At 72.6% G+C, this 23,837-nt stretch carries 24 protein-coding genes and 1 pseudogene; 19 read left to right on the top strand and 6 right to left on the bottom strand.

Annotated features, from left to right (window positions below; translation table 11 throughout):
- Window positions 1-31: 31 nt before the first annotated feature.
- From ACFY7C_RS19050 to ACFY7C_RS19065, 4 genes are all read left to right on the top strand, one after another.
- Complete coding sequence (locus tag ACFY7C_RS19050; RefSeq protein WP_389651492.1) at window positions 32-2,056, top strand: family 43 glycosylhydrolase; 2,025 nt, start codon at window positions 32-34, stop codon at window positions 2,054-2,056.
- Between the two features lie 95 nt (window positions 2,057-2,151).
- A complete protein-coding gene (locus tag ACFY7C_RS19055) occupies window positions 2,152-2,721 on the top strand; it encodes a hypothetical protein (RefSeq protein WP_389651495.1) in 570 nt (189 codons plus the stop codon).
- A 124-nt stretch (window positions 2,722-2,845) separates the two neighbouring features.
- Window positions 2,846-3,619 (top strand): serine/threonine protein kinase, encoded by a 774-nt coding sequence (locus tag ACFY7C_RS19060; protein WP_389651498.1) that lies wholly within the window; start codon window positions 2,846-2,848, stop codon window positions 3,617-3,619.
- Window positions 3,620-3,621: 2 nt separating this feature from the next.
- A complete protein-coding gene (locus ACFY7C_RS19065; RefSeq protein ID WP_389651501.1) occupies window positions 3,622-5,019 on the top strand; it encodes a serine/threonine-protein kinase in 1,398 nt (465 codons plus the stop codon).
- A gap of 21 nt (window positions 5,020-5,040) precedes the next feature.
- On the opposite strand, the gene ACFY7C_RS19070 is transcribed toward ACFY7C_RS19065, so the two are convergent.
- The 4 genes from ACFY7C_RS19070 to ACFY7C_RS19085 form a co-directional block, all read right to left on the bottom strand.
- Window positions 5,041-6,447, bottom strand: a complete 1,407-nt coding sequence (locus tag ACFY7C_RS19070) for an alpha/beta fold hydrolase (protein WP_389651504.1) — start codon at window positions 6,445-6,447, stop codon at window positions 5,041-5,043.
- Window positions 6,448-6,569: 122 nt separating this feature from the next.
- A complete protein-coding gene (locus tag ACFY7C_RS19075; protein ID WP_389651507.1) occupies window positions 6,570-7,451 on the bottom strand; it encodes a helix-turn-helix domain-containing protein in 882 nt (293 codons plus the stop codon).
- A gap of 85 nt (window positions 7,452-7,536) precedes the next feature.
- Entirely contained in the window at window positions 7,537-8,337 is an 801-nt protein-coding gene (locus ACFY7C_RS19080) for an endonuclease I family protein (RefSeq protein WP_389651510.1), read from the bottom strand.
- 170 nt (window positions 8,338-8,507) lie between these two features.
- Complete coding sequence (locus ACFY7C_RS19085) at window positions 8,508-11,213, bottom strand: FAD/NAD(P)-binding protein (RefSeq protein ID WP_389652758.1); 2,706 nt, start codon at window positions 11,211-11,213, stop codon at window positions 8,508-8,510.
- A gap of 266 nt (window positions 11,214-11,479) precedes the next feature.
- Here ACFY7C_RS19085 and ACFY7C_RS19090 point away from each other — a divergent pair, with 266 nt between their 5' ends.
- The gene (locus ACFY7C_RS19090; RefSeq protein ID WP_389651512.1) at window positions 11,480-11,941 is read left to right on the top strand and encodes an RrF2 family transcriptional regulator; all 462 of its coding nucleotides are present in this window, start codon (window positions 11,480-11,482) and stop codon (window positions 11,939-11,941) included.
- A gap of 24 nt (window positions 11,942-11,965) precedes the next feature.
- Here ACFY7C_RS19090 and ACFY7C_RS19095 read toward each other — a convergent pair whose 3' ends face one another.
- Window positions 11,966-12,421 (bottom strand): Lrp/AsnC family transcriptional regulator, encoded by a 456-nt coding sequence (locus ACFY7C_RS19095; protein ID WP_345491484.1) that lies wholly within the window; start codon window positions 12,419-12,421, stop codon window positions 11,966-11,968.
- A gap of 111 nt (window positions 12,422-12,532) precedes the next feature.
- Here ACFY7C_RS19095 and ACFY7C_RS19100 point away from each other — a divergent pair, with 111 nt between their 5' ends.
- From ACFY7C_RS19100 to ACFY7C_RS19110, 3 genes are all read left to right on the top strand, one after another.
- Window positions 12,533-13,573, top strand: coding sequence for an asparaginase (locus tag ACFY7C_RS19100; protein WP_389651515.1), 1,041 nt, complete (start codon window positions 12,533-12,535; stop codon window positions 13,571-13,573).
- 140 nt (window positions 13,574-13,713) lie between these two features.
- Window positions 13,714-15,171 carry an aspartate ammonia-lyase gene (locus ACFY7C_RS19105; RefSeq protein WP_389651518.1) on the top strand — a complete coding sequence of 486 codons (1,458 nt, stop codon included), beginning with the start codon at window positions 13,714-13,716 and terminating at the stop codon, window positions 15,169-15,171.
- A 73-nt stretch (window positions 15,172-15,244) separates the two neighbouring features.
- On the top strand, window positions 15,245-15,889 hold the full coding sequence (locus ACFY7C_RS19110; protein ID WP_389651521.1) for a hypothetical protein: 645 nt from the start codon (window positions 15,245-15,247) through the stop codon (window positions 15,887-15,889).
- A 13-nt stretch (window positions 15,890-15,902) separates the two neighbouring features.
- On the opposite strand, the gene ACFY7C_RS19115 is transcribed toward ACFY7C_RS19110, so the two are convergent.
- A complete protein-coding gene (locus ACFY7C_RS19115) occupies window positions 15,903-17,303 on the bottom strand; it encodes a serine hydrolase domain-containing protein (protein WP_389651524.1) in 1,401 nt (466 codons plus the stop codon).
- Window positions 17,304-17,553: 250 nt separating this feature from the next.
- On the opposite strand from ACFY7C_RS19115, the pseudogene ACFY7C_RS19120 reads away from it, so the two are divergent.
- The 11 genes and pseudogenes from ACFY7C_RS19120 to ACFY7C_RS19170 all read left to right on the top strand — a co-directional run.
- Window positions 17,554-18,432, top strand: a pseudogene (locus ACFY7C_RS19120) (CapA family protein); the annotation flags it as partial.
- 299 nt (window positions 18,433-18,731) lie between these two features.
- Window positions 18,732-18,875, top strand: a complete 144-nt coding sequence (locus ACFY7C_RS19125; RefSeq protein ID WP_389651527.1) for a hypothetical protein — start codon at window positions 18,732-18,734, stop codon at window positions 18,873-18,875.
- 387 nt (window positions 18,876-19,262) lie between these two features.
- Window positions 19,263-19,460 (top strand): hypothetical protein, encoded by a 198-nt coding sequence (locus ACFY7C_RS19130; RefSeq protein WP_389651530.1) that lies wholly within the window; start codon window positions 19,263-19,265, stop codon window positions 19,458-19,460.
- Window positions 19,457-19,780, top strand: coding sequence for a hypothetical protein (locus ACFY7C_RS19135; RefSeq protein WP_389651532.1), 324 nt, complete (start codon window positions 19,457-19,459; stop codon window positions 19,778-19,780). Before ACFY7C_RS19130 ends, ACFY7C_RS19135 begins: the two co-directional genes overlap by 4 nt.
- A gap of 82 nt (window positions 19,781-19,862) precedes the next feature.
- A complete protein-coding gene (locus ACFY7C_RS19140; protein ID WP_389651534.1) occupies window positions 19,863-20,024 on the top strand; it encodes a hypothetical protein in 162 nt (53 codons plus the stop codon).
- A gap of 518 nt (window positions 20,025-20,542) precedes the next feature.
- Window positions 20,543-20,770 (top strand): hypothetical protein, encoded by a 228-nt coding sequence (locus tag ACFY7C_RS19145; protein ID WP_389651537.1) that lies wholly within the window; start codon window positions 20,543-20,545, stop codon window positions 20,768-20,770.
- Window positions 20,771-20,836: 66 nt separating this feature from the next.
- Window positions 20,837-21,223 carry an endonuclease VII domain-containing protein gene (locus ACFY7C_RS19150; RefSeq protein ID WP_389651539.1) on the top strand — a complete coding sequence of 129 codons (387 nt, stop codon included), beginning with the start codon at window positions 20,837-20,839 and terminating at the stop codon, window positions 21,221-21,223.
- A complete protein-coding gene (locus ACFY7C_RS19155) occupies window positions 21,216-22,508 on the top strand; it encodes a hypothetical protein (RefSeq protein WP_389651541.1) in 1,293 nt (430 codons plus the stop codon). The genes ACFY7C_RS19150 and ACFY7C_RS19155 overlap by 8 nt, the downstream gene beginning before the upstream one ends.
- The gene (locus ACFY7C_RS19160) at window positions 22,495-22,911 is read left to right on the top strand and encodes an HNH endonuclease signature motif containing protein (protein ID WP_389651543.1); all 417 of its coding nucleotides are present in this window, start codon (window positions 22,495-22,497) and stop codon (window positions 22,909-22,911) included. Before ACFY7C_RS19155 ends, ACFY7C_RS19160 begins: the two co-directional genes overlap by 14 nt.
- Window positions 22,898-23,095: a MerR family DNA-binding transcriptional regulator gene (locus ACFY7C_RS19165; protein WP_389651546.1), complete on the top strand. Its 198-nt coding sequence runs from the start codon at window positions 22,898-22,900 to the stop codon at window positions 23,093-23,095. The genes ACFY7C_RS19160 and ACFY7C_RS19165 overlap by 14 nt, the downstream gene beginning before the upstream one ends.
- Window positions 23,096-23,102: 7 nt before the next feature.
- The gene (locus ACFY7C_RS19170) at window positions 23,103-23,819 is read left to right on the top strand and encodes a hypothetical protein (RefSeq protein WP_389651549.1); all 717 of its coding nucleotides are present in this window, start codon (window positions 23,103-23,105) and stop codon (window positions 23,817-23,819) included.
- The last annotated feature ends 18 nt before the right edge of the window (window positions 23,820-23,837 follow it).

The raw sequence follows: 23,837 nt of genomic DNA on the forward strand, positions 1-23,837 counted from the left end.
TCCCTCCGAAAGACGAGTCTGGAGAAGAGTGATGCAACCGATCAGCAGGCGGAACCTGCTGCTGGCCGGCACCGGGGCGGGCACGCTCGCCCTCCTCGGTGCCGGGCGGGCCGCCGCGAGCGCGGACGTCCCGCCCCACCGGTGGATCGGCGCCGGATCCTTCCGCCACGTCCACGACCCGTCGACCCCCGGCCGGCGCCGCTACCTGAACGACCACACCCTGATCCGGGCCGGCGACCGCTGGCACGTCTTCGGCATCGTCGGCGACAGCGCGGCGACCGGCGACGCCCCGGACAGCGCCGCCGAGATCTCCTTCGCACACGCCTCCGCGCCCCATCCGTACGGGCCGTGGACCGCGCACGCCGACGCCCTGACCGTCGACCCCGGCTACCACGGCGAGGAGCACCTGTGGGCGCCGCACGTCATCGAGGCGGGCGGCACATACTGGATGTTCTACGCCGCGGGCGGCCGCGGCGGCGCCGCGATCAACCTCGCCACCTCCACCGACCTGACCACCTGGACCCGCGTGCCGTCCGGACCGCTCTTCCGGGGCCGCGCGGCACGTGACCCGATGGTCGTGCGGATCGGCGGCGAGTGGGTCATGTACTACACCGAGCTCTCCGCCGTCGACGGCCGCCACCTGGTCTGCCACCGCCGGTCCGCCGACCTGCTCCACTGGAGCGAGCCGGGCGTCGCGTACGCCGACGAGACCACCGACGCCACCGGCGTCTCGGTCACCGAATCCCCCTTCGTGGTCGAAAGGGACGGCTGGTACTACCTGTTCATCGGGCCCCGCGGCGGCTACGACGGCACCGACGTCCTCGCCTCCCGCGACCCCTTCCGCTTCTCCCTCGACGGCTACGCGGGCCATGTGCCCGGTCACGCCGTCGAGCCGTTCACCGACGGGCAGCAGTGGTACGCGAGCGCGGCCGGCTGGTTCCGGCACGGCCTGTACGTCGCCCCGCTGCACTGGCAGGACGCACCACCCCCGTGGCAGAGCCCCGACAACCCGGTCGCCGCGCTCGACGTCCAGGGCCGCCTGACCGTCTTCGCCCTCGACGCGGGGGACCGCTCGCTGCTGCGGCGCGTCCAGCTCGCCCCGGACACCGACAGCTGGTCGGAGTGGGAGCGGTTCGGCGGCCCCGCCGGGGCGGTCCCCACCCTCGGCCGCAACACCAACGGCCGGCTCGAGGTGTTCTCGCTCGCGCCCGGCGGCGCGAACCTCCACCACCGGGTCCAGCGGCCCGACGGCGGCTGGTACGACTGGGAGGAGTTCGGCGGCCCGGCCGGAGCCGCACCCGCCGTCGCCCGGAACGCCGACGGCCGCCTGGAGGTCTTCGTCCTGAGCCCCGGCGGCACCCTCATCGCCCGCCGCCGGCAGTGGTCGCCCGGAGCGCTCACCTGGGATCCGTGGGACGCCGGATTCGGCGGACCCGCCGGTGCCCCACCGGTCGTGGCGGCCAACGCGGACGGCCGTTTCGAGGTGTTCGCCCTCACGCCCGGCGGTACCGCGCTCCTCCATCGCTGGCAGGAGACGCCCGGCGGCGCGTGGTCGCCGTGGAACCGGTTCGGGACCGCGGCCGGCGCGGCGCCCCGGGTGGCCCGCGACGGCAGCGGCCGGCTCACCGTCACCGCCATCGGCCCGTCCGGACTGGGCGCGTTCCACCGGCGCCAGTCGGTCCCCAGCGGCGGATGGGACGACTGGCGGCCGTTGTTCGGCTGGTCGGCGGCGGCCCCGCTGCTCGTACCCAGCGCCGACGGCCGCCTGGAGGCCATCGCGCTGTCCCCCGGCGGAGAACGGCTCGCCCACCGCTGGCAACTCGCGCCCGGCGGCGCCTGGGACCCCGGCGCGGACTTCGGCGAACCCGGCGTCACGCTCGCCGCCCCGCCCTCGGCCGCGGCCGACGCCACCGGCCGGATCCACGTCTTCGCGGTCACCGTCGAAGGCCGGGTCCGCACCCGCGTACAGGTGCGGCCGAGCAGCGGCTGGCAGCCGTGGACCGGCTTCGGCGACCGCCTGCTGGCCCCGCTCCCGTCCGGCGCCCCCGCCCCCTGAGCGCGCCCCGACCCGTACCTCGCAGCGGAACGCCCCCAGGCCCTCCCCCCCCGACAGCTCATTCCGACAGCCCACACCGAAAGCGAGCCACCCCCGTGACGCAGCAACCGCCCCCGCCCACGCCCCACTCCGGCGCCGCACCGACCCGCCGTCGCGGCCGGTGGGAGCGCTATCGGGTCACCCATCCCTTCTCGCCCAGGGCCCAGCTCGGCCTGTGGGGCGCGATCGCCGGGACCGTAGCCCTGGCCGCGCTGCTCGGCTGGGCGCTCGACATGAAGGGCGGGGTCGTGATCGTCGCGGCCCTGCCGTTCATCGTGTCCTGGTTCGAGACCCAGCGCACCGCCTTCCAGTTCGACGTCACCGGCCTGCGGATCGGCGGCCTGTCCCTGCCGTGGGACGCCGTCGACCGGATCGTCGTGGCGACCCCGCCGCACGGGACGGACGCCGTGATCGGCGTTCGGCCGCGCTCCGGCGTCCCGCTGCCGCCGGGCGTCGTACCGCAGCCGCCGCACCCGGCCGTGTCGGCCCCGTTCCATGTCGCCGTGCCCCGGCACAAGCTGGATCTGGCGAAGATGCTGGGCAAGGCACGCCGTTACGCCCCCGAGCGCCTGCGGATCGTCGTCGCCGACGCCTCCGGGGAGCGGCCCGCCACGCCCGCCGGCTGATCGCGGCGCCGGAGCGACCCCACCCTCCCCTCCCGAAGTGGCCGATGCCACGCGGTGAAACGCCATGCGCAGGCGGTAACGTTCGGTGTGTCGGGCAACGGTCGGCACGCGGGACGGGGGAGCGGTGAGCGGGATTGTCGTGCACCTGCCGGAGGGGAACGGCGGCGACGCGGTGACCCTGCGGCTCGGGCCGGGGGAAAGGGCACGGTTCGGGCGCGGCTCGGCGAGTACGCCGGTCGAACTCCGTCTCGATGACGAGGCGGTCTCCCGGCTGGCGGGGGAGATCCGCGCCACCGACGACCACTGGCAGCTGAGCAACCTCAGCACCACCCACGGCTATCTCGTGGAGAACCCGGAGGGCGCGGGCGAATACCTCCGGGTCCCGCCGCGCCGCGTCGGTGCGCCGATCCCCTTCGAGTTCTCGCGGGTGGTGCTGCCCACCCGCCGCGACACCCCGGTCTTCTTCCAGGTGTTCGCGCCCGACCACGTCTATCTGGATCCGCACGCGACGGGCGGCTCCTGGGAGAGCCGCACCCTCACCGCGTACTCCCTGGACGAGACCGCCACCTACTTCCTGGTGCTCGTCGCGCTCTGCGAGCCGTGGCTGCGCGACCGTTCGCCGGTGGCGGTGCCGACCACGCCCCAGGTCGTCGAGCGGCTCCGCGGCCATGCCGCCTGCGCCCGGCTGACCGCCCGCGCGGTCAGTTCGCACATCGACTACCTCGCCGACGAGAAGCTGCGGATCGGCGCCCCCGACCCGGACCCGGCCGGGCGGACGGACCGCAGGAACGGCAAGCGCGAGGCCGTCGTCGGACTCGCGCTGAAGTTCGGCATCGTACGGGAGGAGCACCTCGCGCTGTTACCGCCGCGCGCCGAGCCGGCCGAGCGCGGACGGTAGGCGTGGCGCGGAGGGAGGACCCGGCCGGCTCCTGGGGGAGCGGCGGGGCGGAGCTGCTGCCGCCGGGGCACCGGGTAGGCGACTGGACCGTCGGCGAGCCGATCGGTGCCGGCGGCTGGGCCACGGTCTACGCCGGACGGCCCGCGGACCGGCCCCACCCACCGGACGGAGCCGCTGACGGGCCCGACCGGCCGGAGGTCGCCCTCAAGGTCATGCCGACGGCCGGTCTCGCCCCGCGCCAGGCCCGCAACGTGGCCGAATCGGCCCGGCGCGAGGTCGACCTGGCCCGCCGGGCACCGCATCCGAGCCTGGTCCGGCTGCTCGACTCCGTGGTGCTCGCCGCACCCGAGCGGCCGTCCCTGGACGGAGCGATCGTCCTCGTCATGGAGCGGGCCCGGTGCAGCCTGCGCGACCTGCTCGACGCCGGCGTCACCGAGGCCGAGGGCGGCCGGCTGATCGCCGGCATCTGCGAGGGCCTGGCCCATCTGCACCGGTCCGGCTGGGTGCACACCGACCTCAAGCCGGAGAACATCCTCATCGGCCGGGACGGCGAGGTGCGGCTCTCGGACTTCGGCTTCGCCATCGAACTCACCGGCACCCACGGCTGGACGGCCCCCATGGGCACCCTGGACTACCTCCCGCCGGAGCGCTGGAAGGAGCCCCTCGGCGACCGCGGCGTACGGGTCCGCGCCACCGCCGACATCTGGGCCCTCGGCATCGTCATCCACGAGGTGTTCACCGCCGGCGCCTCGCCGTTCCCCGGCGCCACGCCGACGGCGCGCGGCGCCGCCGTGCAGGCGTACGCCGAGGGCCGCGCCTCCCTGCGGATGGACCACGCCGTCCCCGAGTTCTGGCGCGCCCTCGCCGCCGACTGTCTCGCCCCCACCCACGAGGCCCGCGCCCCCCACACGGCCGAGAGCCTCCTCGCCCGGATCAGGGCCCACGAGTCCGGGCGCCGGAGACGACGTCCCCTGCCCCGGCTCCGTACCGCCGTGCTCGCCCTCACCGCCTGCGCGGCGGCGGCCGGCGGGGCCGCGCTCTGGTCGTACACGGGAGGCCGCACGGACGGCGAAGGGCCGGGCACCGTCCGGGTGTTCAACGCCGAGCGCGGCTGCCAGGACCGCACGGACCGCGACCGGCAGTGCAGCCTCGGCCTCGCGATCGACCCCCGGCAGCCCTACACGGCCGACAACGTCGTCCCCACCCGGGTCTGGCACGGGGACCTCCTGGACGCCGACTGCCACCTGCCCGACGGGCAGCCCATCATCGACGAGGAGGACCTCAGGTCGACGGTCTGGTTCCGCGTCCGCCTCCCACGCGCGGACGCGGAACCCGCCACCGCCTGGCTGCCGGCCGTCCGCACGAGGGACCGCCCCGAGCTTCCGCGGTGCGCCCGTTAGACCTGGTCGCGGAGCCGGCCCCTACCGCAGGAGGAACGCCTCCGCCGCCCGCGCGCCCGCGTCGCTGCGGCTCTGGGTGGAGTGGCCCACGCCTTCGAGGACGACCAGTTCGGCCCGCGGGGTCGTGGCGGCGAGGTCACGGGCCCACCGCACCGGGGTCGAGAGGTCGCGGTCCCCGGCGAGCAGCAGCACCGGCATGGTCAGGGTGTGTCCCGGCGCCGGGCGGTGCGGGCGCGAGGACGGCCAGGGCAGACAGGTCCGGGGGATGCCCTGGGCGCCGGCCGTCTCCCGCTGGAACGGCCACACCTCCGCCGGCCTGATCCGCTGCACGGCCTTGCGCAGGGCCCGTTCGCGGCCCTCGACGGGCGCGGAGGCGTCGCCCCACGGCCAGCGCGAGTCGGCGCACAGCGTCGCCGCGTGCAGCCCGGAGCTGAAGTCGGCCGCAGGTTCGTCGGACGGCCCGGAGAACCCGGCGACCAGCCCGTCGAGTCGGGCCGGATCTCCCTCGGCGGAGGCGTGCAGGGCGTTCAGGATGCCGAAGCGGGGGTCGTTCAGCTTCGGGTCGATGATGCTCGCGATGACGAGGAGGTTGAAGACGCCGACGCCGTTGCCGTCCCGGCGGACCACCTTCGCGAGGTCGCGGGCCGGGTCGAAGCCGCACTTCTGCTCCCGGCAGGCGGCGCGCAGCACCTCACCGGCGTGTCTGAACGCCGCCTCGTACAGCACGCCGGCGCCGTCGAGCGGAACGACGGAGTCGAGGACGAGCCGGCGCACCCGCTGCGGATGGGTGAGCGCGTACTGCCCGGCGGTGAAGGTGCCGTACGAGACCCCGTCGAGGGTCCAGGAGTGCACGCCGAGGGCGCGCCGCAGATCCTCCAGGTCGGCCACGGTGTCACCGGTGGTGTAGAGGTCGCGGTGCGGCCCGAGGCTCTCGGCGCAGGCCGTGACGGCGGCGGGCGTGGGGGCGACGGTGTCGCTGCTGCCCACCTCCTTCTGGAGGGCGGGGCAGTCGACCGCCGTGCCGCCGGTGCCGCGCTGGTCGATCATCACCAGCCGGTACTGGTCGAGCGCCTTCGGAAGCCGGCCGCGGATCCGCTGGACGTACGGGACGCCCGGCTGGCCCGGGCCGCCGGTGAGGAAGAGCAGGGTGCCGCGCGGCGCGTCGGCCGCGCCGAAGACGGCCGTGCGCAGCCTCAGCGTGCCCGGCACGGCGCCGGACCGGTCGAGCGGCACGGTCAGCTCCGCACAGGTCACGTCGGGCTGCCCGGGGCAGGGCTGCTGCCCGGTGAGCTCGGGCGCCCCGGCAGACCGGACCGCCGGGGTGGTGGCCGAGGGGCCGCCGGCGGCGGCACCGGGCGCCGATGCCGCGCACGCGGCGGCGGTCAGCACGGCGGCCAGGGCCGTGCCCGCTCTGGTCAGTAAGGTCATCGTCGCGTTCCCCCGCTCGGAAGACGGGGTGCCGCGCGCACGTCCCGGAGGGCGGCGCGGCACCGGCCGGGTTTCCGGCCGCCGCCATCCTGCGGTCCGCCCTCGCCCGGGGCGTTGGACATTCATGCGCGATCCGCGAGGAGTCCTCGGACGGCGCTGGGCGCGTGCCCCGTGTGACCCCGGCACAGTCGGCTCAGATGGGCCTGGTCGGCGAAGCCGTAGGCGTGGGCGAGGGTGCGCAGGCTGTCCTCGCCCTCCTCCAGGGCATGGAGCACGCCGCGGATCCGCAGCTCGTTGCGGTAGCGGGTGAGGCTGCTGCCGGTGACCGCCCGGAAGACCCGGCTGAGGTGGTGCGGGGAGGCCCCGACGGCGCGGGCCAGGTCCTCCAGGGGGAGCCGCAGTGCGGGGGCGCCGCCGGCGAGGACGGCGCAGGTGTCGCGGACGAGCCGGCCGTGCTCGCGCGCGGTGCCGGGCCGGGCGCCGGTGTCGGTGCGCCAGTGGCCCGCGGACTCGGCCACGCCGTCGAGCAACTCGTGGAGCCGGTCCGCCAGTTCGAAGGAGTCGGCGTTCCGTCGGGCCGCGGCGAGCAGGGCCCGGTGGCGTACGTCGGTGGCGCCGGTGACGGTGAAGCGCCGGGAGACCGGCGGGCCGTCGAAGCGGTCGGCGAACAGCGCGGCGCCGACCCGGATCTCGGTGGACCGGTCGCCGGGCCCGACCGGGTGCGCGACCCGCTGTTCGTCTCCCGGCCGGGTCAGGTAGCCGCCGCTCGGGTCGACGAAGAACTCCTCGCCGGCGATCCGGCGCAGATAGCCGCCGGAGCGGGTGAGGACGACCGTGTACGCCTCGGCGCGACCGGGCGCGACGAACCCGGTGCGGTCCTCGCAGCACAGGATGTCCTGGACGGTGATCCCGGCGGCCGTGAGCCGGCCGCGCAGTTGCCCGCGCCGCTCCCGCGCCGCCTCGCAGCGCGGTAACCCCCGCTCGTCGCGGCTGTCCTCGCCCACGCCGTACCTCCTGCTCGCGCGCGTCGCGGGCCGTGGGGGCCGGGCTCCCCGAGGGGCGGGGAACCCGGCGCGACTCACGGTCGGGCTACCAGATTGCCTCGACCCACTCCGGGTGGTCGATGAACGGATTGCGGTTGCGCTGGTAGGTGTTGTAGATGACGTCGTTGCGCCGCTCCTCGAAGGTGCTCGGCGGGTCCTGCTGGTGCCACTGCTTGAGTATCGCGAGGCGGCCGTGGAAGGGGACGCTGCCGTTGGTGCTCGACTCGTTGGTCTCCAGGTCGGGCCAGGAGTCGTCGCCCTCGTAGCGGACCGCCATGTAGAGGATCATGCGGGCCACGTCGCCCTTGTCCGCGTCGCGCGGCTCGAAGGAGTTGCTGTCCGTGTAGCTGCCCGGCGCCCCGCTGACCGCGCTGCCGCCGTTGTCCCAGTCCTTGTTGCCGCGGGTGCTGTTGACCTGGACGTCACACGCCCGCAGGTGGTGCAGGTCGGTGCCGGGGCCGGCGGACGTGCCGAAGCTGCCGTGCGACTGCGCCCACACGTGCTCGCGGTTCCAGTCGCCGACGTCGCCGCCGCTGAGGCTCTTGCTGCGGGAGTAGCCGCTGTAGAGCAGCAGGACGTTGCTCGTGTTGTTCGGGTCCTGGTCGGTGACCTTCAGCGCGTTCCAGACCGCGTCGTACGAGATCTTGTTCTGGCTGCTGATGATGGTGTGCAGCGAGGACTTGAGGCTCGGACCGGTCTTGCCGATCGCGTTCTTGTAGTACGTGCTGTCGTAGGCGTTGGTCGTGGCGCCGGCGGGAGTCGCGGTGACCGTAGGAAGGGTGAGGCCGACCAGGACGGCGGACATCGCCGCCCAGGTCTTCCACTTGCCTCTCTGCGCAACGGACATGGGGGCCCTTTCCCGGGGACGGGACGCGCGGGAACGCCGCCCGGGCTCAAGCGGACGGCGTTCTACGCGTGTTGAATCGGTGTCATCGGGAGAGTGGCACGACCGAGTGGTTTGTCGTGTAACGGTCAGAAGGCTTTTTCATGACGTTCTGACATACGGCGCAACCGCGCTCAGGCGCCGAGGCCCGCCAGTCGCCGCTGGTCCAGCGGCGAGGCGCGGCGGTCCAGGCGTTCCTCCAGGAGCCGCCGGGCCCGGTCGCTGTCACCCGCCTCCACCAGGGCGTACAGCAGCGTCTCCTCCACGACCTCCCGCTGCGCCGCGCTGCCGCCGACCCGGCGCAGCGAGGGCAGCAGCGCGTCCAACCGCTCCGCCGCCGTCGCCCACTCCTCCTCCAGCACGGCCTCCAGGGCGCCGCACAGCGGCACCACCACCTCCCGCTGCACCGGATCCGCCCCGGCCGCGTGGGCGCGCAGCCGCCGCAGGGCCGGCAGGTCACCCGCGGCGGTGAGGGCGACCGCGCCGTGGAGCGCGGTGAAGGCGGTCGAGGGGCGCTCGACCAGATCGCGCTCGACCGCGTCGAGCACGCCCTCGACCGGCACCCGGCCGGTCCAGTTCCGGCACATCCGGGCCCGCCACAGAAGCGAACCGGAGTCGACGAGGGCCCGCACCCCGCCGACCTGACCGGGGGCCAGCTGGGCGAACCAGCGGCGGCGCACGGCCGCGGAGTCGTCGAGGGCCAGCTCGTGCAGGGCCACGTGCCAGGAGAAGTGCGCCCGGTGCACGGCCCCCCGGCCGTGCCCGCCGATCCAGCCGTCGAGCCACTCCCGGCCCGCGCGGTGCGCCCCCGACTCGTAGTGCACATGGGCGAGGGCGTGGACGGCATGGCCGGAAGCGGGCTCCTCGGCGAGCGCCGCACGGGCGAGGTCGCCCGCCTCGTCGATCAGACCCTGCTCCTGGCGGACGAAGGCCAGCAGGGAGGTGTGGAACCAGTGGCCGCCGTAGGCGGGCGCGGTGCGCTCCACCAGACGCAGGGCCAGGGTGCCGTCGAGATCGCCGACACCGGCGAAGGCGATGGTGGGAACGGCGATCCCGAGGGCGAACGCGTCACCGGGAAAACGCTCCAGATGACCGATCAGCGCCCGGTCGCCGTCCGAGCCGCCCGCCGCGCCTTCTGTGCCTGTCGTGCTCGCTCGGGGCGTCTCGTGGCCGAGGATCCGGCGCGTGACGACGTCGACGAACGATCGCTCCCGCTCGTCCCCGCGCTCCCGCACGCTGCGCCGCGCGTCCGCCAGCGCCCGCGCGACGTCGACGTCCGCCCCGCCCTCGTGCCCGAGCAGGGCGAGCGCGGCGTGCCCGAGGGCGAAGCCGGGATCCAGCTCGGTGGCCCGGGCGAACGCCTCGGCGGCCTTCGCGCGTACGGTGACCACCCGGCCGAGCCCGGAGCGGAAGGCGACCGCCGCGGCGGCGTGCGTGGACAGCGGCAGCCCGAACTGGTCGGTCGGCCGCCGGCGCACCGGCCGCGCGGTGCGGCCGCCGAGCGGGGAGAGGAGCGCCTCGGCGACCTCCTTGGCCTGGGCCCGGATCTCGGGGATCGCCGTCGTCTCCCACAGCTCGCCGCGGCGCGGCGAGCCCAGCGTGAACAGCGGCCGCCCGCCGCGGCCCCGGGCGTCGCGCAGCCGGCCCCCGTCGGTGGCCACACCGATGCCCAACGGCCCCGGCACGGCCAGCCCGTCGTCGAGCAGACCGCCCCACAGCGGGTCGCCGCCGGCGTCGGCCCGCAGCCCCGGCCCCGTGCAGTCCACCACCCACCCCACCCGCAGCTCACGGCCCCCGGAGAGCGAGACCGCCAGGCCGCCGTCCTCGCCCGGCGCCGCACCGGTGACCCGGCCCGCGTGCACCCGCAGCCGGCGGGCCGCGCGCGCCCGGGCGACCGCCTCGGCCGTCGCCGGGGCCATCCGGTGCCGGTGGACGTTCCACGGCGTGGCGTCACGGCCGAGGAACTCCGCCCGCTCCTCGTCGGTGAGGCCCTGCCACAGCTGTCCGATCCACGGCCGCAGCCCGTCGAACGCGGGCCGCCAGTCCCCGTGCGCCCGCCGCGTCGCGGAGACGTAGCGCAGCACGGCGCGGCGCAGGTCGGAGAACGGCAGCACCGCCAGGTCCGGCGGCGGCGGTACGGCGGGCAGTGGGGCCAGCGCGTGCGGCTGGGGCAGCAGCCCGGAGCGGGAGACGGCGTGCACGGTCCGGCCGGGCCGGTCGAGGACCAGGGCGAGGTCGACGGCGGTGAGCCCGGTGCCCACGAGCAGCACGTCGTCCGACGGGGACACGGCGGCGAGCGCTCCGGGCGCCCAGGGGCGGGCGACGAACCGGTCGGAGCCGGTGAGCCCGTCCGGGGCCCAGTCGGCCCGGCCGGCGGCGGGACCCGTGGCGAGCACCACGCCGTCCGCCGTCACCGTGCCGCCGTCGGCGAGCCGGAGCTCCAGCCGGCCGCCGGACACGTCGGCCAGGCCGGTCGCCCGGGTGCGCAGCCGCCGTACCGCGACCGTGCCGTGCGCCGCGATGATGGCGCGGCCGAGCGTGTCGGCGAGATAGGAGCCGTAGCGGTGGCGCGGGGCGAAGTCCGTGTCCCGGACGGTCGGTTCGCCGTGCGCGCACAGCCAGCGCCGGAAGTGACCCGGGTCGTCCGGGTAGCAGCTCATCCCGCCGACCGGCACGTTGAGCCGGTGCTCGGGAACCTCGGTGGCGTAGGCGGTGCCCCGGCCCGCCTCGGGCGCCGGGTCGACGAGGACGAGGTCGAGCGGTGTCCGCCGTCGGGTGGCCGTCTCGCACAGCTGGACGGCGACGAGCGCGCCCGCCGCTCCCGCGCCGACGACGGCCACGGTCGGCCGGGCGGGGGCGGGGGCGGGGACGGGCGCGTCGGACTGCGGGGCTTCGGCGGACACCACGGGCACCTCCGGGACGGGGCGGGGCGGAGCAGGCACGGCAGGGCAGGGCAGGGCAAGGCACGGGTGTTGTTCACTATGTCGATGAACAAAATGAACAGGCAACGCCGGTTTCGGCCAAGGGCGGTGCTCCCCAGCACCGTTGACGCGTCATCCGCGCCGCGGCGGGGCCGGGAACGCGCCACTCGTGAGACATTGAGCCGGTGAGGATCTCTGCACGAACGGACTACGCCATCCGGGCCATGGCGGAGCTGGCCCGCTCCCCGGAACGGCCGCTCAAGGCCGAGGACATCGCCGGACGCCAGGACATCCCCGTCCGCTTCCTCTTCGTCGTCCTCAGCGAACTGCGCCAGGCCCGCCTGGTGACGAGCGTCCGCGGCCCCGAAGGCGGCTACTCGCTCACCCGGCCGCCCACCGGGATCACGCTCGCCGACGTCATCCGGGCCATGGACGGACCGCTCGTCAGCGTGCGGGACCTCAAGCTGACCAGCCTCGAGTACCAGGGCGCGGCGGCCCCGCTGCCGGACGTGTGGCGTGCGGTGCGCACCAGTCTGCGCCAGGTCCTGGAGTCCACGACCCTCGCGGACCTGGCCGGCGGCGAACTGCCCGACCTGGTGCAGGAGCGGGCCCGCGCCTACCGGGACGACGTGCGGACCTATCCGTAGACCGGCCCGGCCCGGCCCGGCGCGTCAGCGCTCGACCGGCAGCCCCCGGGGCTCCTTGACGCGCTTCATGATGATCTGCGAGTTGACCTCCGTGACCCCGGCGAGGGTCGTCAGGCGCTCGATCCACAGCCGCTCGTACGCCGCGAGGTCGGCGACCGCGATGCGCAGCAGGCACCCCGGGCTGCCGAAGAGGCGATACGCCTCGATGACGTCGGGGATGTCCTGAAGGGCCTCCTCGAAGGCCTCCACCGTCTCGCGGTCCCGCTTCACCTCGACGGAGACCAGCACCTCGAAGCCCCGCCCGACCGCCTCCGGATCGATGACCGCGCGATAGCCCTGGATCACCCCGTCCTGCTCCAGCTGACGGACCCGCCGCATACAGGGGGAGGGGCTGAGGCCGACCCGCTGGGCCAGCTCCTGGTTGCTCAGTCGGCCGTCCTGCTGGAGCTCGCGCAAGATATGGAGATCGATTCGGTCCATGACACAATTATCCACCACGGAGTTCATCATTCCCGGGTGATTTCGCAATCGCATTGCGTGACGATTGACCTATCGTTGCCGCGCACACCCCAGGGGAAGGACAGCACACTCATGAAGTGGACGCGCGACGCCCGGCCGCGCCGCATCGTGGTCATCAGCACCGGCGGCACCATCGCCAGCCGCTGGACCGGCAGCGGATACGCCGCCGACGCCTCCGGAGACGACGTCGTGGCCACGGCCGCGGTCCCCGACAACGTCGACATCGAGGTCGTCGACCTCTTCAACGTCAACAGCTCCCGGATGACCACCGAGCGCCAGCTGGCCCTGCTGCGCACCGTCCACGAGACGCTCGCCGACCCCGGCGTCGACGGCATCGTCGTCACCCACGGCACCGACACCCTCGAGGAGTCGGCCTTCTTCCTGGACCTGCACCACTCCGACCCCCGCCCGGTCGTCCTCACCGGCGCCCAGCGCCCCTTCGGCACGGGCGACGGCGACGGTCCCGGCAACCTCTACGACGCGCTCCAGGTCGCCGCCACCGTCCGCGGCCTCGGCGTCCTCGTCGTCTTCGACGGCCTCGTCCACGCCGCCCGCGGCACCGTCAAGACCAAGACCCTCGCCTCCGACCCCTTCGCCGACCCCTCCGGCGAGCGCGTCGGCCGCCTCGGCTTCGGCCAGGTCGACATCGAGCGCGAGCCCGAGCGCCCCGCGCCGCTGCCGCTGCCCGCCGAGGACCGGCCCGCCCCCCGCGTCGACATCATCACGCACCACTCCGACGCCGACCCGGTCCTCTTCGAGGCGGCCGTCGCCGCCGGGGCCCGCGGCATCGTCCTCGTCGGCACCGGCGCGGGCAACGCCACCCCCGAGATCGCCGAGGCCGTCGCCCGCGCCGTCGACCGGGGCGTCCACGTCGTCCTCTCCACCCGCGTCGCCTCCGGCCCCGTCGCCGAGGTCTACACGGGCGGCGGCGCCGTCGACCTGGCCGCCGCCGGCGCGGTCCTCGCCGGCACCCTGCGCCCCGGGCAGGCCCGGATAGCCCTGCTCGCCGCGCTCCTCGCCGACTCGCCCTCGCCCGAGCGCCGCACCACCCTGCTCCGCACCCTCCTCGAAGGCCCGGTCCGCGCCGAGCCGGCCCTCGCCGTCGCGCACTGAGCCCGTCGCGCGCCGAGCCCGACGTGCCCTGAGCGCGTCGGGCACCGAACCCCTCGCGAGCCGTCGGGGCCCCACCGCGGTCGGGCCCCGTGCCGTACCCCTTCCGCCGCCCTCCTCCCCACGCGTAAGGCACCGTCACCGTGATCCCCGCACAGAACACCGCCCCCGAGCCGACCGCCGCCCCCACCGGGGCCGTGCGGCGCGAACACGACCTGCTCGGCGACCGGGACGTCCCCGCCGACGCGTACTGGGGCGTCCACACGCTGCGCGCCACGGAGAACTTCGCCATCACCGGCACCCCGATCTCCGTCTACCCGCAGCTGATCGACGCGCTCGCCGCCGTCAAGGAGGCCGCCGCCCTCGCCAACGAGGAGCTCGGTCTGCTCCCCGCCGACAAGACGGCGGCCATCGTCGCCGCGTGCCGCGAGATCCGTGGTGGCGCGCTGCACGGCGAGTTCGTCGTGGACGTCGTCCAGGGCGGCGCCGGCACCTCCACCAACATGAACGCCAACGAGGTCGTCGCCAACCGGGCCCTCGAACTCCTCGGCCACGCCAAGGGCGACTACCACCGTCTCCACCCCAACGAGGACGTCAACCTCGGCCAGTCCACCAACGACGTCTACCCGACCGCCATCCGCATCGCCGCCATCGGCGCGGCCCGCGAGCTGCTGCGGGCGATGGCCGTCCTCCAGGACGCCTTCGCCGAGAAGGCCGTCGAGTTCGGCACCGTCGTCAAGATGGGTCGCACCCAGCTCCAGGACGCCGTGCCCATGACGCTGGGCCAGGAGTTCTCCACCTACGCCGTGATGCTGGAGGAGGACCGCGGGCGCCTCGCCGAGGCGATCGAGCTGATCCACGAGATCAACCTCGGCGCCACCGCCATCGGCACCGGTCTCAACGCCGCCCCCGGCTACGCCGAGACCGCCCGCCGCCACCTCGCCGGCATCACCGGGCTGCCCCTGGTCACCTCCGCCAACCTGGTCGAGGCCACCCAGGACTGCGGCGCCTTCGTCCAGCTCTCCGGCGTGCTCAAGCGGATCGCCGTGAAGCTCTCCAAGACCTGCAACGACCTGCGCCTGCTCTCCTCCGGCCCGCGCGCCGGATTCGGCGAGATCAACCTGCCGCCCGTCCAGGCCGGTTCGAGCATCATGCCCGGCAAGGTCAACCCGGTGATCCCCGAGGTCGTCAACCAGGTCGCCTTCGAGGTGATCGGCAACGACATGACGATCACCATGGCGGCGGAGGGCGGCCAGCTCCAGCTCAACGCCTTCGAGCCGGTCATCTTCCACGCCCTGTCGAAGAGCCTGACCTCGCTCCGGGCGGCCTGCCTCACCCTCGCCGAGCGCTGTGTCACCGGCATCACCGCCAACGTCGACACCCTGCGCGCGAGCGTCGAGAACTCCATCGGACTGGCCACCGCGCTCAACCCGCACCTCGGCTACACGGCCGCGACCGCCATCGCCCAGGAGGCCCTGGCCACCGGGCGCTCGGTCGCCGAACTCACCCTGGAGAAGGGTCTGCTCCCGCCCGAGCGGCTCGCCGAGCTGCTCACGCCGGAGCACCTCACGGGCACGGCGGGCGGAGTGCTGAAGATCTGAGACTCAAGCCTGCGGGCGGCAAAGCCGACATTTCTACCGATAGAGGTATGAATCAGTCGTTGGAGTCGCCCGCATGCCGAACACCGCCGCCGTCACCCCCGCCGCCGTCGCCCCCACCACCGCAGCCACCACCCCCGACGAGCTCGACCGCGAAGCCGCCGCCCTGCTCGACACCGCGGCCTGGCAGGACATCGTGGCCCGCTGGAACGAGGCGCCGCCGGTACGGGAGGAGGCGGCCGACTGGCGGCGGCTGCTGTCCGTCCCGGTCGACCGGCTGGTCGCCGACGCCCTCGCGTCCCTCGACGCCCTGCCCGCGCCGCAGCCCGCCGAGCGCCCGCTGCCCGGACGCCTCGGCGCGATCCTGCCCGACCGGCTGCACGCCTGGCGCCGCATCGGCAGCCCCGACGTGCGCCCCTCGGTCCACCTCGCCCACACCCGGCGCGTCCTCACGACCTGGGGCTGGCAGAACACCCCGTACAAGCTCCGCGACCGGCGCGGCGCGCGGTGCGTCTGCGGCGCGATGCTCGCCGCGCACCGGCTCGGCTACGGCAGCGCCGCCACCATGAACGAGGCCGGCGCCTGGATGCTCGAAGAGCTCCGCTCCCGCGGCTGGACCGAGCTCATCGGCCCCTGGAACCGGGCCCCGGGCCGCACCGCGGCGGACGCGCTCGCCCTGGTGGACGCCACCATCCGCCGCGCGGCCCGGGCCGGTCGCTGAACTCCGGGACCTTCTAGCGCTGGACGCCCGGCAGACGGTCGACCAGCGGCGGCAGGTCGGCCGGAACCGCCGGGGCGGCGGACCGCAGGCCCTCGGCGGGAGTCGTGGCGGCGCCGCTCAGGGCGCCGTCCACGAAGGCGTACAGCGCCGGGGTGATCGGGTCGGGCAGCGGTCGGCCCTGCTCGTCGAAGCGCTGGTACTTCATCAGGTTGTAGGCCACGGAGACCTGGCGACGGCCGTCCTCGGTGGCGAGCGACCACGTGCCCGCGCCGAACACCGCGCCGTCATGGCCCCAGTACCAGCCGCCGCTCGGCATCTTCAGGGTGTAGAGGCCGAGGCCGTAACGCATCGCCACCTCCTCGCCGGGCTGCTCCGGCTCGTACGCCGGAACCGTCGTCTTCATCGCGCGCAGCGCGGCCGGGCCGAGCAGCTTGCCGCCGAGCAGCTTGCGGTAGAAGGTGTTGAGGTCGTTCGTCGTCGACACCAGCGCCCCGGCCGTGCCCCCCCACGACATGTCGTACGTGCTGTAGTCGCGCGGCGGGTCGATGAGCCCGAAGAACGACTCGTACATCCCGGCGTGCCGCCCCTTGAGCGAGGGCGAGTCGGGGAAGTAGGTGTGGCCCAGGCCCGCCCGGCGTATGACGTGGCGGGTGATGTACGCCTCCGGGTCCTGGCCCGTCACCCGCTCCAGGACCAGCCCGGCGAGGATGTAGTTGGTGTTGGAGTACGAGTGCTTCCCGCGCTCCTTCACCGGCGGCGCGGCCAGACCCAGGCGGGCGAGCTCCTCCGGCGCGAGGTGCCGCAGCCGGTTCTCGTCCAGCGTCCTGCCGGGGTCCTGGAGCAGCCCGGGGAAGGCCGGCAGGATGTAGTCGGCGATGCCGCTCGTGTGGTTGAGCAGCATCCGGACCGTCACCTTCTCGCCGCGCTCGCCGGTGACGAGGTCCGGGAGGTAGCGGCCGACCGGCGCGTCCAGGTCGATCCGGCCGCGTTCCACCTGCTGGAGGACGGCCACGGCGGTGAACGTCTTGGTGATGCTGCCGACCCGGTGCTCGAAGTCCGGGCTCATGGGCCGCCCGGTGGCCGGATCGGCCACGCCCGTGGCCCCGCGCCACCGCTCGGAGCCGTCCCGGACCGCGGCGAACGCGCCGTACATCCCGGCGGCGTGGAAGGCGTCGAGCGTGCCGCGCAGCGCCTCCCGGTCCAGGGCGGGCCGGTGGTGGAGCGCCACCGCGCTCGCCGACGCCGCCCCCGTGGCGTCGGCGGCATGGGCCGGGAGCACACCCAGGGACAGGGCGAGCAGGGTGGTCGAGAGCACGGCCGCCGTACGGGCCGGGCGCCGCGTGGTGGCGGCCGGGCCGGTGAGGTCCGAGGAGTGCTCGGGCTGCGCGGGTCGCGTGGTGCGCGTGGAGCGCATGAGAAGGTTCCCCCTTCGTCGGTCGTCTCGCCGACGACGCGCCGGTCGCTCGGCCGATCGCCCGGCCGGTCGCTTCGTGGGGCGCTGCGCCGGTCGATGCGCCGGTCGTCCCACGGGTCGTCGTCGGTCGTCCGCGCGCGGTCCGCGCACGGATCGACCATCCTCGCCGCCCCGGCCCGCGCCGCGCGTCCCTCCCGGGGACGATCATGATCATCGGAAGGCATGACGACCGGGGGTCTAGCCTGGGTGTATGGGCGGCGACGGCCTGACCGGACTGTTCCTCTGCGGCGATGTGATGCTCGGCCGCGGAATCGACCAGATCCTTCCCCATCCGCTCGACCCCGCGCTGCCCGAGCGGTACGTGCGCGACGCCCGTGACTACGTGGCCCTCGCCGAGGCACGCTCCGGGCCGGTGCCCCGCGCGGCGGGTCCCGGCTACCCCTGGGGCGAGGCCCTCGCCGTGCTCGACGCCGCGCGCCCCGACGTCCGGGTGGTCAACCTGGAGACGGCGGTCACCCGGCACGGCCTCCCCGTCCCCGGCAAGGCCGTCCACTACCGCATGGATCCGGCCAACCTGCCCGCGCTGACCGCCGTACGGCCCGATGTGGTCGTGCTCGCCAACAACCACGTCCTCGACTACGGCCGGCACGGACTCGACGACACCCTCGACGCCCTCTCCGGTGCCGGACTGCGCACCGCGGGCGCGGGCCGCGACGCCGAGGAGGCCCGACGACCGGCGGCCGTGCCGCTGCCCGGCGGACGCCGGCTCCTGGTCTTCGCGCTCGGCCTGGCCTCCAGCGGCGTGCCCCGCGACTGGGCCGCCACCGCCCGGCGCGGCGGAGTCCACTTCGCGGCCGGCCCCGCCGACGAGGCGGCGACCCGGCTCACCGCCCGGCTGCGCGCGGACCGGCGGCCCGGCGACCTCGTGGTCGTCTCGGTCCACTGGGGCCCCAACTGGGGTTACGCGCCCGCCCGTGCCGAGGTCTCCTTCGCCCACGCCCTCGTCGACGCGGGCGCCGACATCGTGCACGGCCACTCCTCGCACCACCCGCGGCCCCTGGAGGCGTATCGGGGCAGGCTCGTCCTGCACGGCTGCGGCGACCTCGTCAACGACTACGAGGGCATTACTGTTTAAGCCTCTGACCTGCGCGTTTACGGTCGCTTTTCTAGCACCACTCAAGCTCCCACGGCAACATAGTCGTGGGCACTTTGGGGCGATTTGCCCCGCTCTGCACGGTCCCGTAGATGACGGACGTCACGGGCCTCCAGGGCCACTGTCCTTGAGTCGGCACCCCGCCGACCGGTCTACCCGAGGGCAACCCCTTCAGGCGCAGTGCAGCGCACCCCCCGGGAACCTCCCCCCGCGATTCCGGCCGGATTACGGGGGCGCGGTCCCATGCCCCTTCCCGATTAGAAGTGATCAGTGTCATGACGAACAAGGAATTCGAAGAGGCCGTCTCCGAGGCCCGCGAATACATCCGCCGCACGTCCTTCCCGGCGCTCCCTGGATCCGAAGACGACCAGGAGTTCGCCCCCCGCGAGCACGCGGAATACGGCGAATCCCGCCACTGAAAGCTCCGCGGTCCTCACCTCCGAAACTCCAACAGTCTCCGAGGGAACGAGCTGGACACTCTGAGGACCGTGGGTCAACACCCGGCAGATTGACGTAAGACGCGGTAGGGCAAACTGGCCCGCTCGGACCGTGCCGACATTCTGCCGGGCTCCACTCCCGCTCCGCCTCTGTGACGGCGGCGTCGAGCGGGGCCGCTCCCCCCGTCACCGCTACCGGCGGGGGTCGAGCGGAACCCCCCGGCTGGCTTTCTTGGGATGGTTGGCCAGCCGGGGGGCGCAAACTCCGGTGCCAGGTACAGACCCCCTATTAAGACGGGGCAGGGTTTGAATTGCCCCCTCACTGATCGCCTGGCACCGGCTCCTTCCCCATCACCGAAAGGCACTCCCATGGCTAACCTCGGCGCAAAGCACCACGCCTCGAAGATGACGACCGCCAAGGTCCGTCAGGCCCGCAAGTCCTACGACGTTCGCACTGCCAACGGCGACCGTAAGTGGACCATCACCGGCCTCGCCGAGAAGTACGGGATCACTCCCCAGAGCATGGCCGCCATCCTCAACCGCAAGAGCTGGAAGCACGTGTCATGACCGGCACCTGGCCGGCGGATCCGCGCGGCGACATGACACCCATCCTCCAAGCCTCCATCGAGGCGGCAAAGGGGCGACATCCGTCCGGTAAGGAGAAGCCCGTGAGTGTCGTGCTCACTGCCGCCGACCGCTGCGACGGGTGCGGCGCCGCCGCCGGCTATCGGGTGGCCAAGAGAATTCCTGGCTGCGAAGTGGAGGTCGTGTCGAATTCGCTGCTCGACTTCTGCGTCCACCACTGGCGAAAGAACTTCCCGAAGATGGTCGACCGAGGCTGGATCGTCATCGGTGTCAACCCCGACGTCATGCAGGAGCGGCCGTGAACACCACGACGTGGCCGGAGACCCCCGAAGAACGACAGGCCCGCAAGGAGTCCGTCCGCACACGGAAGGTAGTGACGGGAAAGTGATGTGCGAAGGCTGCAAGGAGCTGGCCGACCTCGCCAAGAGGCACGGCGTGTCCCGGATCAAGCACACCCGCAAGAAGAAGCCGCACTGCGACGCCCCCATCACCTGTACGTGCCAGCACAAGCCGGTCGGCACCTACCAGCGGGAGGACGAGGCGTGAGCGAGCACCGAAGCAATGGAGACACCCGATTCAAGTGGCTAGTCGTTGCATCCGTAGTGGCCCTGGTCCTGATTCTTGGCACTATCTCCGACCTCGTCGGGTAGGCCTGGATCTTCTTGTGTCTTCGCACGCCGCCGGACAGGACCGCCACCTTTGGTACTCCGACACGTACGTCGTGCGCCCCTTGAAGTTCATCCGCGAGGACTGGTGCGTCACCTGCGGAGCGAGAAGGGACGACCATGCCGCGCCCCGTGAACCGGAAACTGAAGAAGGAAGTCCGGGAAGTAGTTGAATGGGCGGAACCTCTCGGATGGGTCCTCCAGGAAGAGACCGACAGTCACAACCACTGGGTCCTCCGCCACACTGCCACAGGGCAGGATGTGCATCTACCATGCACCCCTCGGAACGCTCGCAGCCTGGAGAACTCCAAGGCGAAGATCCGTCGAATATCGGGCGCCTCCAATGACAGTGGTCCCGCAGCGCGGTATCGACACGAGTCGCGACGGTCTCAATTCGACATGCGGTCTGCCGTCCGCGAGGCGAAGCAGTATGCCGAGGAGCGCCAACGCATCGCGGCGGAGCACGCCGCTTGGCAGGCCGAGGTAGCTGAAACCGAGCGACTGCTCGATGAGGCTCTGCGCTCCCTGGTGGCACTCAACCCCCGGCGCCATCCCCTTGAGACCCGAAAGATCGCAGCCCGCGTAGTCGAGCTGGAAGAGAAGCTGGAAGATCTGACAACCGAATAGGCCTGCATGACAACTAAACAGTGCAAGGACTGTCTCGCCGCGTACCTGGCGGGTGACATTCCGAAGATGCCGAAGCGCCCCGCCCTTGAGGAGGGGCCTCGGTGTAAGACGCATTGGCGCCAGGTGGTCAAGGAACGGAAGGCCGCCAACCACGAGAAGCGAGTCCAGAAGGTGTACGGCCTCAAGGAGGGCGAGTACGCCGCGCTATACGTGTTCCAGGGCGGTCGATGCGCCCTGTGTCGACGTGCGACGGGCCTCTCGAAGAACCTGGCAGTCGACCACGACCATACAACCGGTGCCGTACGCGGGCTCTGCTGCTCGATCTGCAACAAGTGGATCCTGGGCCATGCTCGGGACCGCATCGACTTCTTCGAGCGCTGCATCGGGTACCTGAAGTTCTCGCCGTACGCCGCTATGAAGCAGGGCTGGGTGGATTGGTACAAGGATGAGTGACCGACTCACCTGCCCCAACACCGAGTGCGGCAAAAGCCTGGCGCCGACGACCAACGGCAAGTACCGGCAGCATCTGATGCCCGCCTCGAAGATCCCCTGTGATTTCGGCGGCACCGTCATACCCAAGGAGGATGAATGCCGGAGCGAATCGATTTCGACTGGTGTCCCGTCCCCGACTGCTACGTCTGCGGCGCCACCTCAGGACGATGTGAAGGAGCGTGCCGAGCATGCGACCTCTTCGACGCCCTCTTCACCTTCGCCGCCGGAAGAGGCGGACGCTGCCTCGACGACTGCCCCTGCGGACCCTGCACTACCCGGCGTCACGGAGTACGCGGCGACGCTAGACGGGCTGGCGGCGACACAGCTCGCCGACTACAGGGCGAGGGTTGAGGCGAACCTGACGCCGTTCTCCCAGCCGGCTCCGGTCGACGAGGTGGAACAGCCCGTCCTTTTTAGCCAGCCCGCCGGCCGTGCGTCGGAGCAGCCGGCGGCGCCGATGACGGACCTCGGTCGGGAGCTGACCGCTCGGTTGAAGGAGATGTTCTACGCCTATGACAACCGACGGACCTCCGACAACCGGTCCGCCCAGGCCACCATGGGACCCAGTGAGATGGGCACGCCGTGCGATCGCCGGCTTGCCCTGTCCCTCATGCGGATGCCCCCTGTCAATCCGGGAGGCGACGGCTGGGCGGCGTTCGTCGGAACATGCATCCATGCAGGTCTGGCTGAGATGTTCCTGTGGGCTAACGCTGGCACTGGCCGCTTCGCTGTCGAAACCCCGCTGACCTTCGACAGCGACATCGTCCCGAAGGGCACGGCCGACCTGATCGACCGGACGCTCTTCATGCTGGACGACCACAAGTGCCAGGGGCGCTGGAGCCGGAACAAGCTCCGATCCCAGGGGCCGTCGCCGACGTACCGCGTCCAGGCGCACGTGTACGCCCACGGGGCACGGCAGCGCGGCGAGAAGATCGAGCACATCGCGATCATCTCCTGGCCGCGCGATGAGGCCACCCTCGACGACCTGTACGTGTTCACCGAGCCGTACAACCCCGCCATCGTGCAGGAGGCATTCGCCCGCGTCGAGAGGATCGCCGGCGAGGTCGTCGAGAAGCAGGCCGAGCTGGTGGAGACCTACGGCGTCCCCGCCAAGGAAGAACGTCAGCTCCTCCAGATCAAGGCGCGTGTCGGTGCCGATTACGACGTCGTCGACGACTGTAGATTTTGTCCATTCTACCTCCCCAACGCCCGCAGTATCACGATGGGTTGCAATGGCAAGAGGTAGAAAAGTTGCAGACGTCGAGGCTCACTTCCTAGAGAAGCTGATTGTGGGCCACGAAGGTGGGCACTGGTCTCTCGCCAGTGCACAGAACAATCATGGGTACCACAAGTTCTACTACGCCGGTGGGCAGACTTACGCTCACGTTGTCTCGTACGAGCTGTTCGTCGGTCCGGTGCCCGATGGTCTGGAAGTAGACCACCTGTGTCGCGCTACCTGGTGCTGCAACCCCGCCCACCTGGAAGCGGTAACCCACTCCGTGAATATCCGTAGAGCCTATCCGGTCTGTGGTGCCGGTCTGCATGACATGACTGACCCTGTGAACTACTACCAGCGTCCACATGGCGGTCGGATGTGTCGTCCGTGCAGCATTAGACGCTGTCAAGAAAGACGCGATGGCAAACGATGATCCGCTGCTGCAACCCGAGGAGGTCGCCGGACTATTCGGTGTAACCATCAAGACCATCGCTCGATGGTCCGACATCGGAAAACTACGCAGCGTACGAACGGCCGGAGGGCACCGCCGCTACCCCAAGTCGGGTGTGGACGCCCTTCTCACACAACTCAACAACAAAAACACAACAACTGAATGAGGGAAGAGTGACCTTCTCCCAGCCCGCCGCTGGCGGTGACACCTTTGAGCCGAAGAACCATCTCGGACGGCTCCTTCTGATCTTCCCCAAGGCGTACGACCCGGCGATGAAGACCAAGGCGTCCACGGACCCGACGGCTGCCGCCGACGTCGACCTGATCATCGTCGATGAGCCCGGGCCCGACGGGCAGCCGCTGTTCCTGTCCGGCGCCCGCCTCTTCGGCAACCTCGCCAAGTCCGTCCGTAACGACCTGGGCGGCCAGGTGCTCGGGCGTCTCGCGCAGGGCCAGCCGTCGCCCGGAAGGACCGCACCGTGGATCCTGACGAACTTCACCGACCAGGACGCTGCGGCAGCGACGCCACTCCTGGCGCAGTACCAGCAGGGCCTCTTCAAGCCGCCGGCGAACCCGATGGCTGCCCCGCAGGGTGCTGCGGCCCCGACGCCTGCTGCTGCGTACTCTGCTCCTCCCTACCAGGCGGCTGCACCGAGCGCTGCTCCGGCGCCCCAGCAGTGGCAGCAGGCGCCGGCTGCGCCTCCTCAGCAGCAACAGTGGGCCCCGACGCCTGCACCCCAGGCTGCGGCCACTGCGCCGACCCCACCTGCCCCGGCTACTGCCCCTGCGATTGACCCCGGCCTCGTCGCCTTCCTTCAGCAGCGCGGCATCGCCGTGACGCCCGGCATGACGCAGGAGCAGGCCGCCGCCATCGCCGCCGCCTTCCAGTAGCACTATCCGACCCGCGAC

It is taken from the genome of Streptomyces sp. NPDC012769 (assembly GCF_042901205.1).
Taxonomy (GTDB): Bacteria; Actinomycetota; Actinomycetes; order Streptomycetales; family Streptomycetaceae; genus Streptomyces.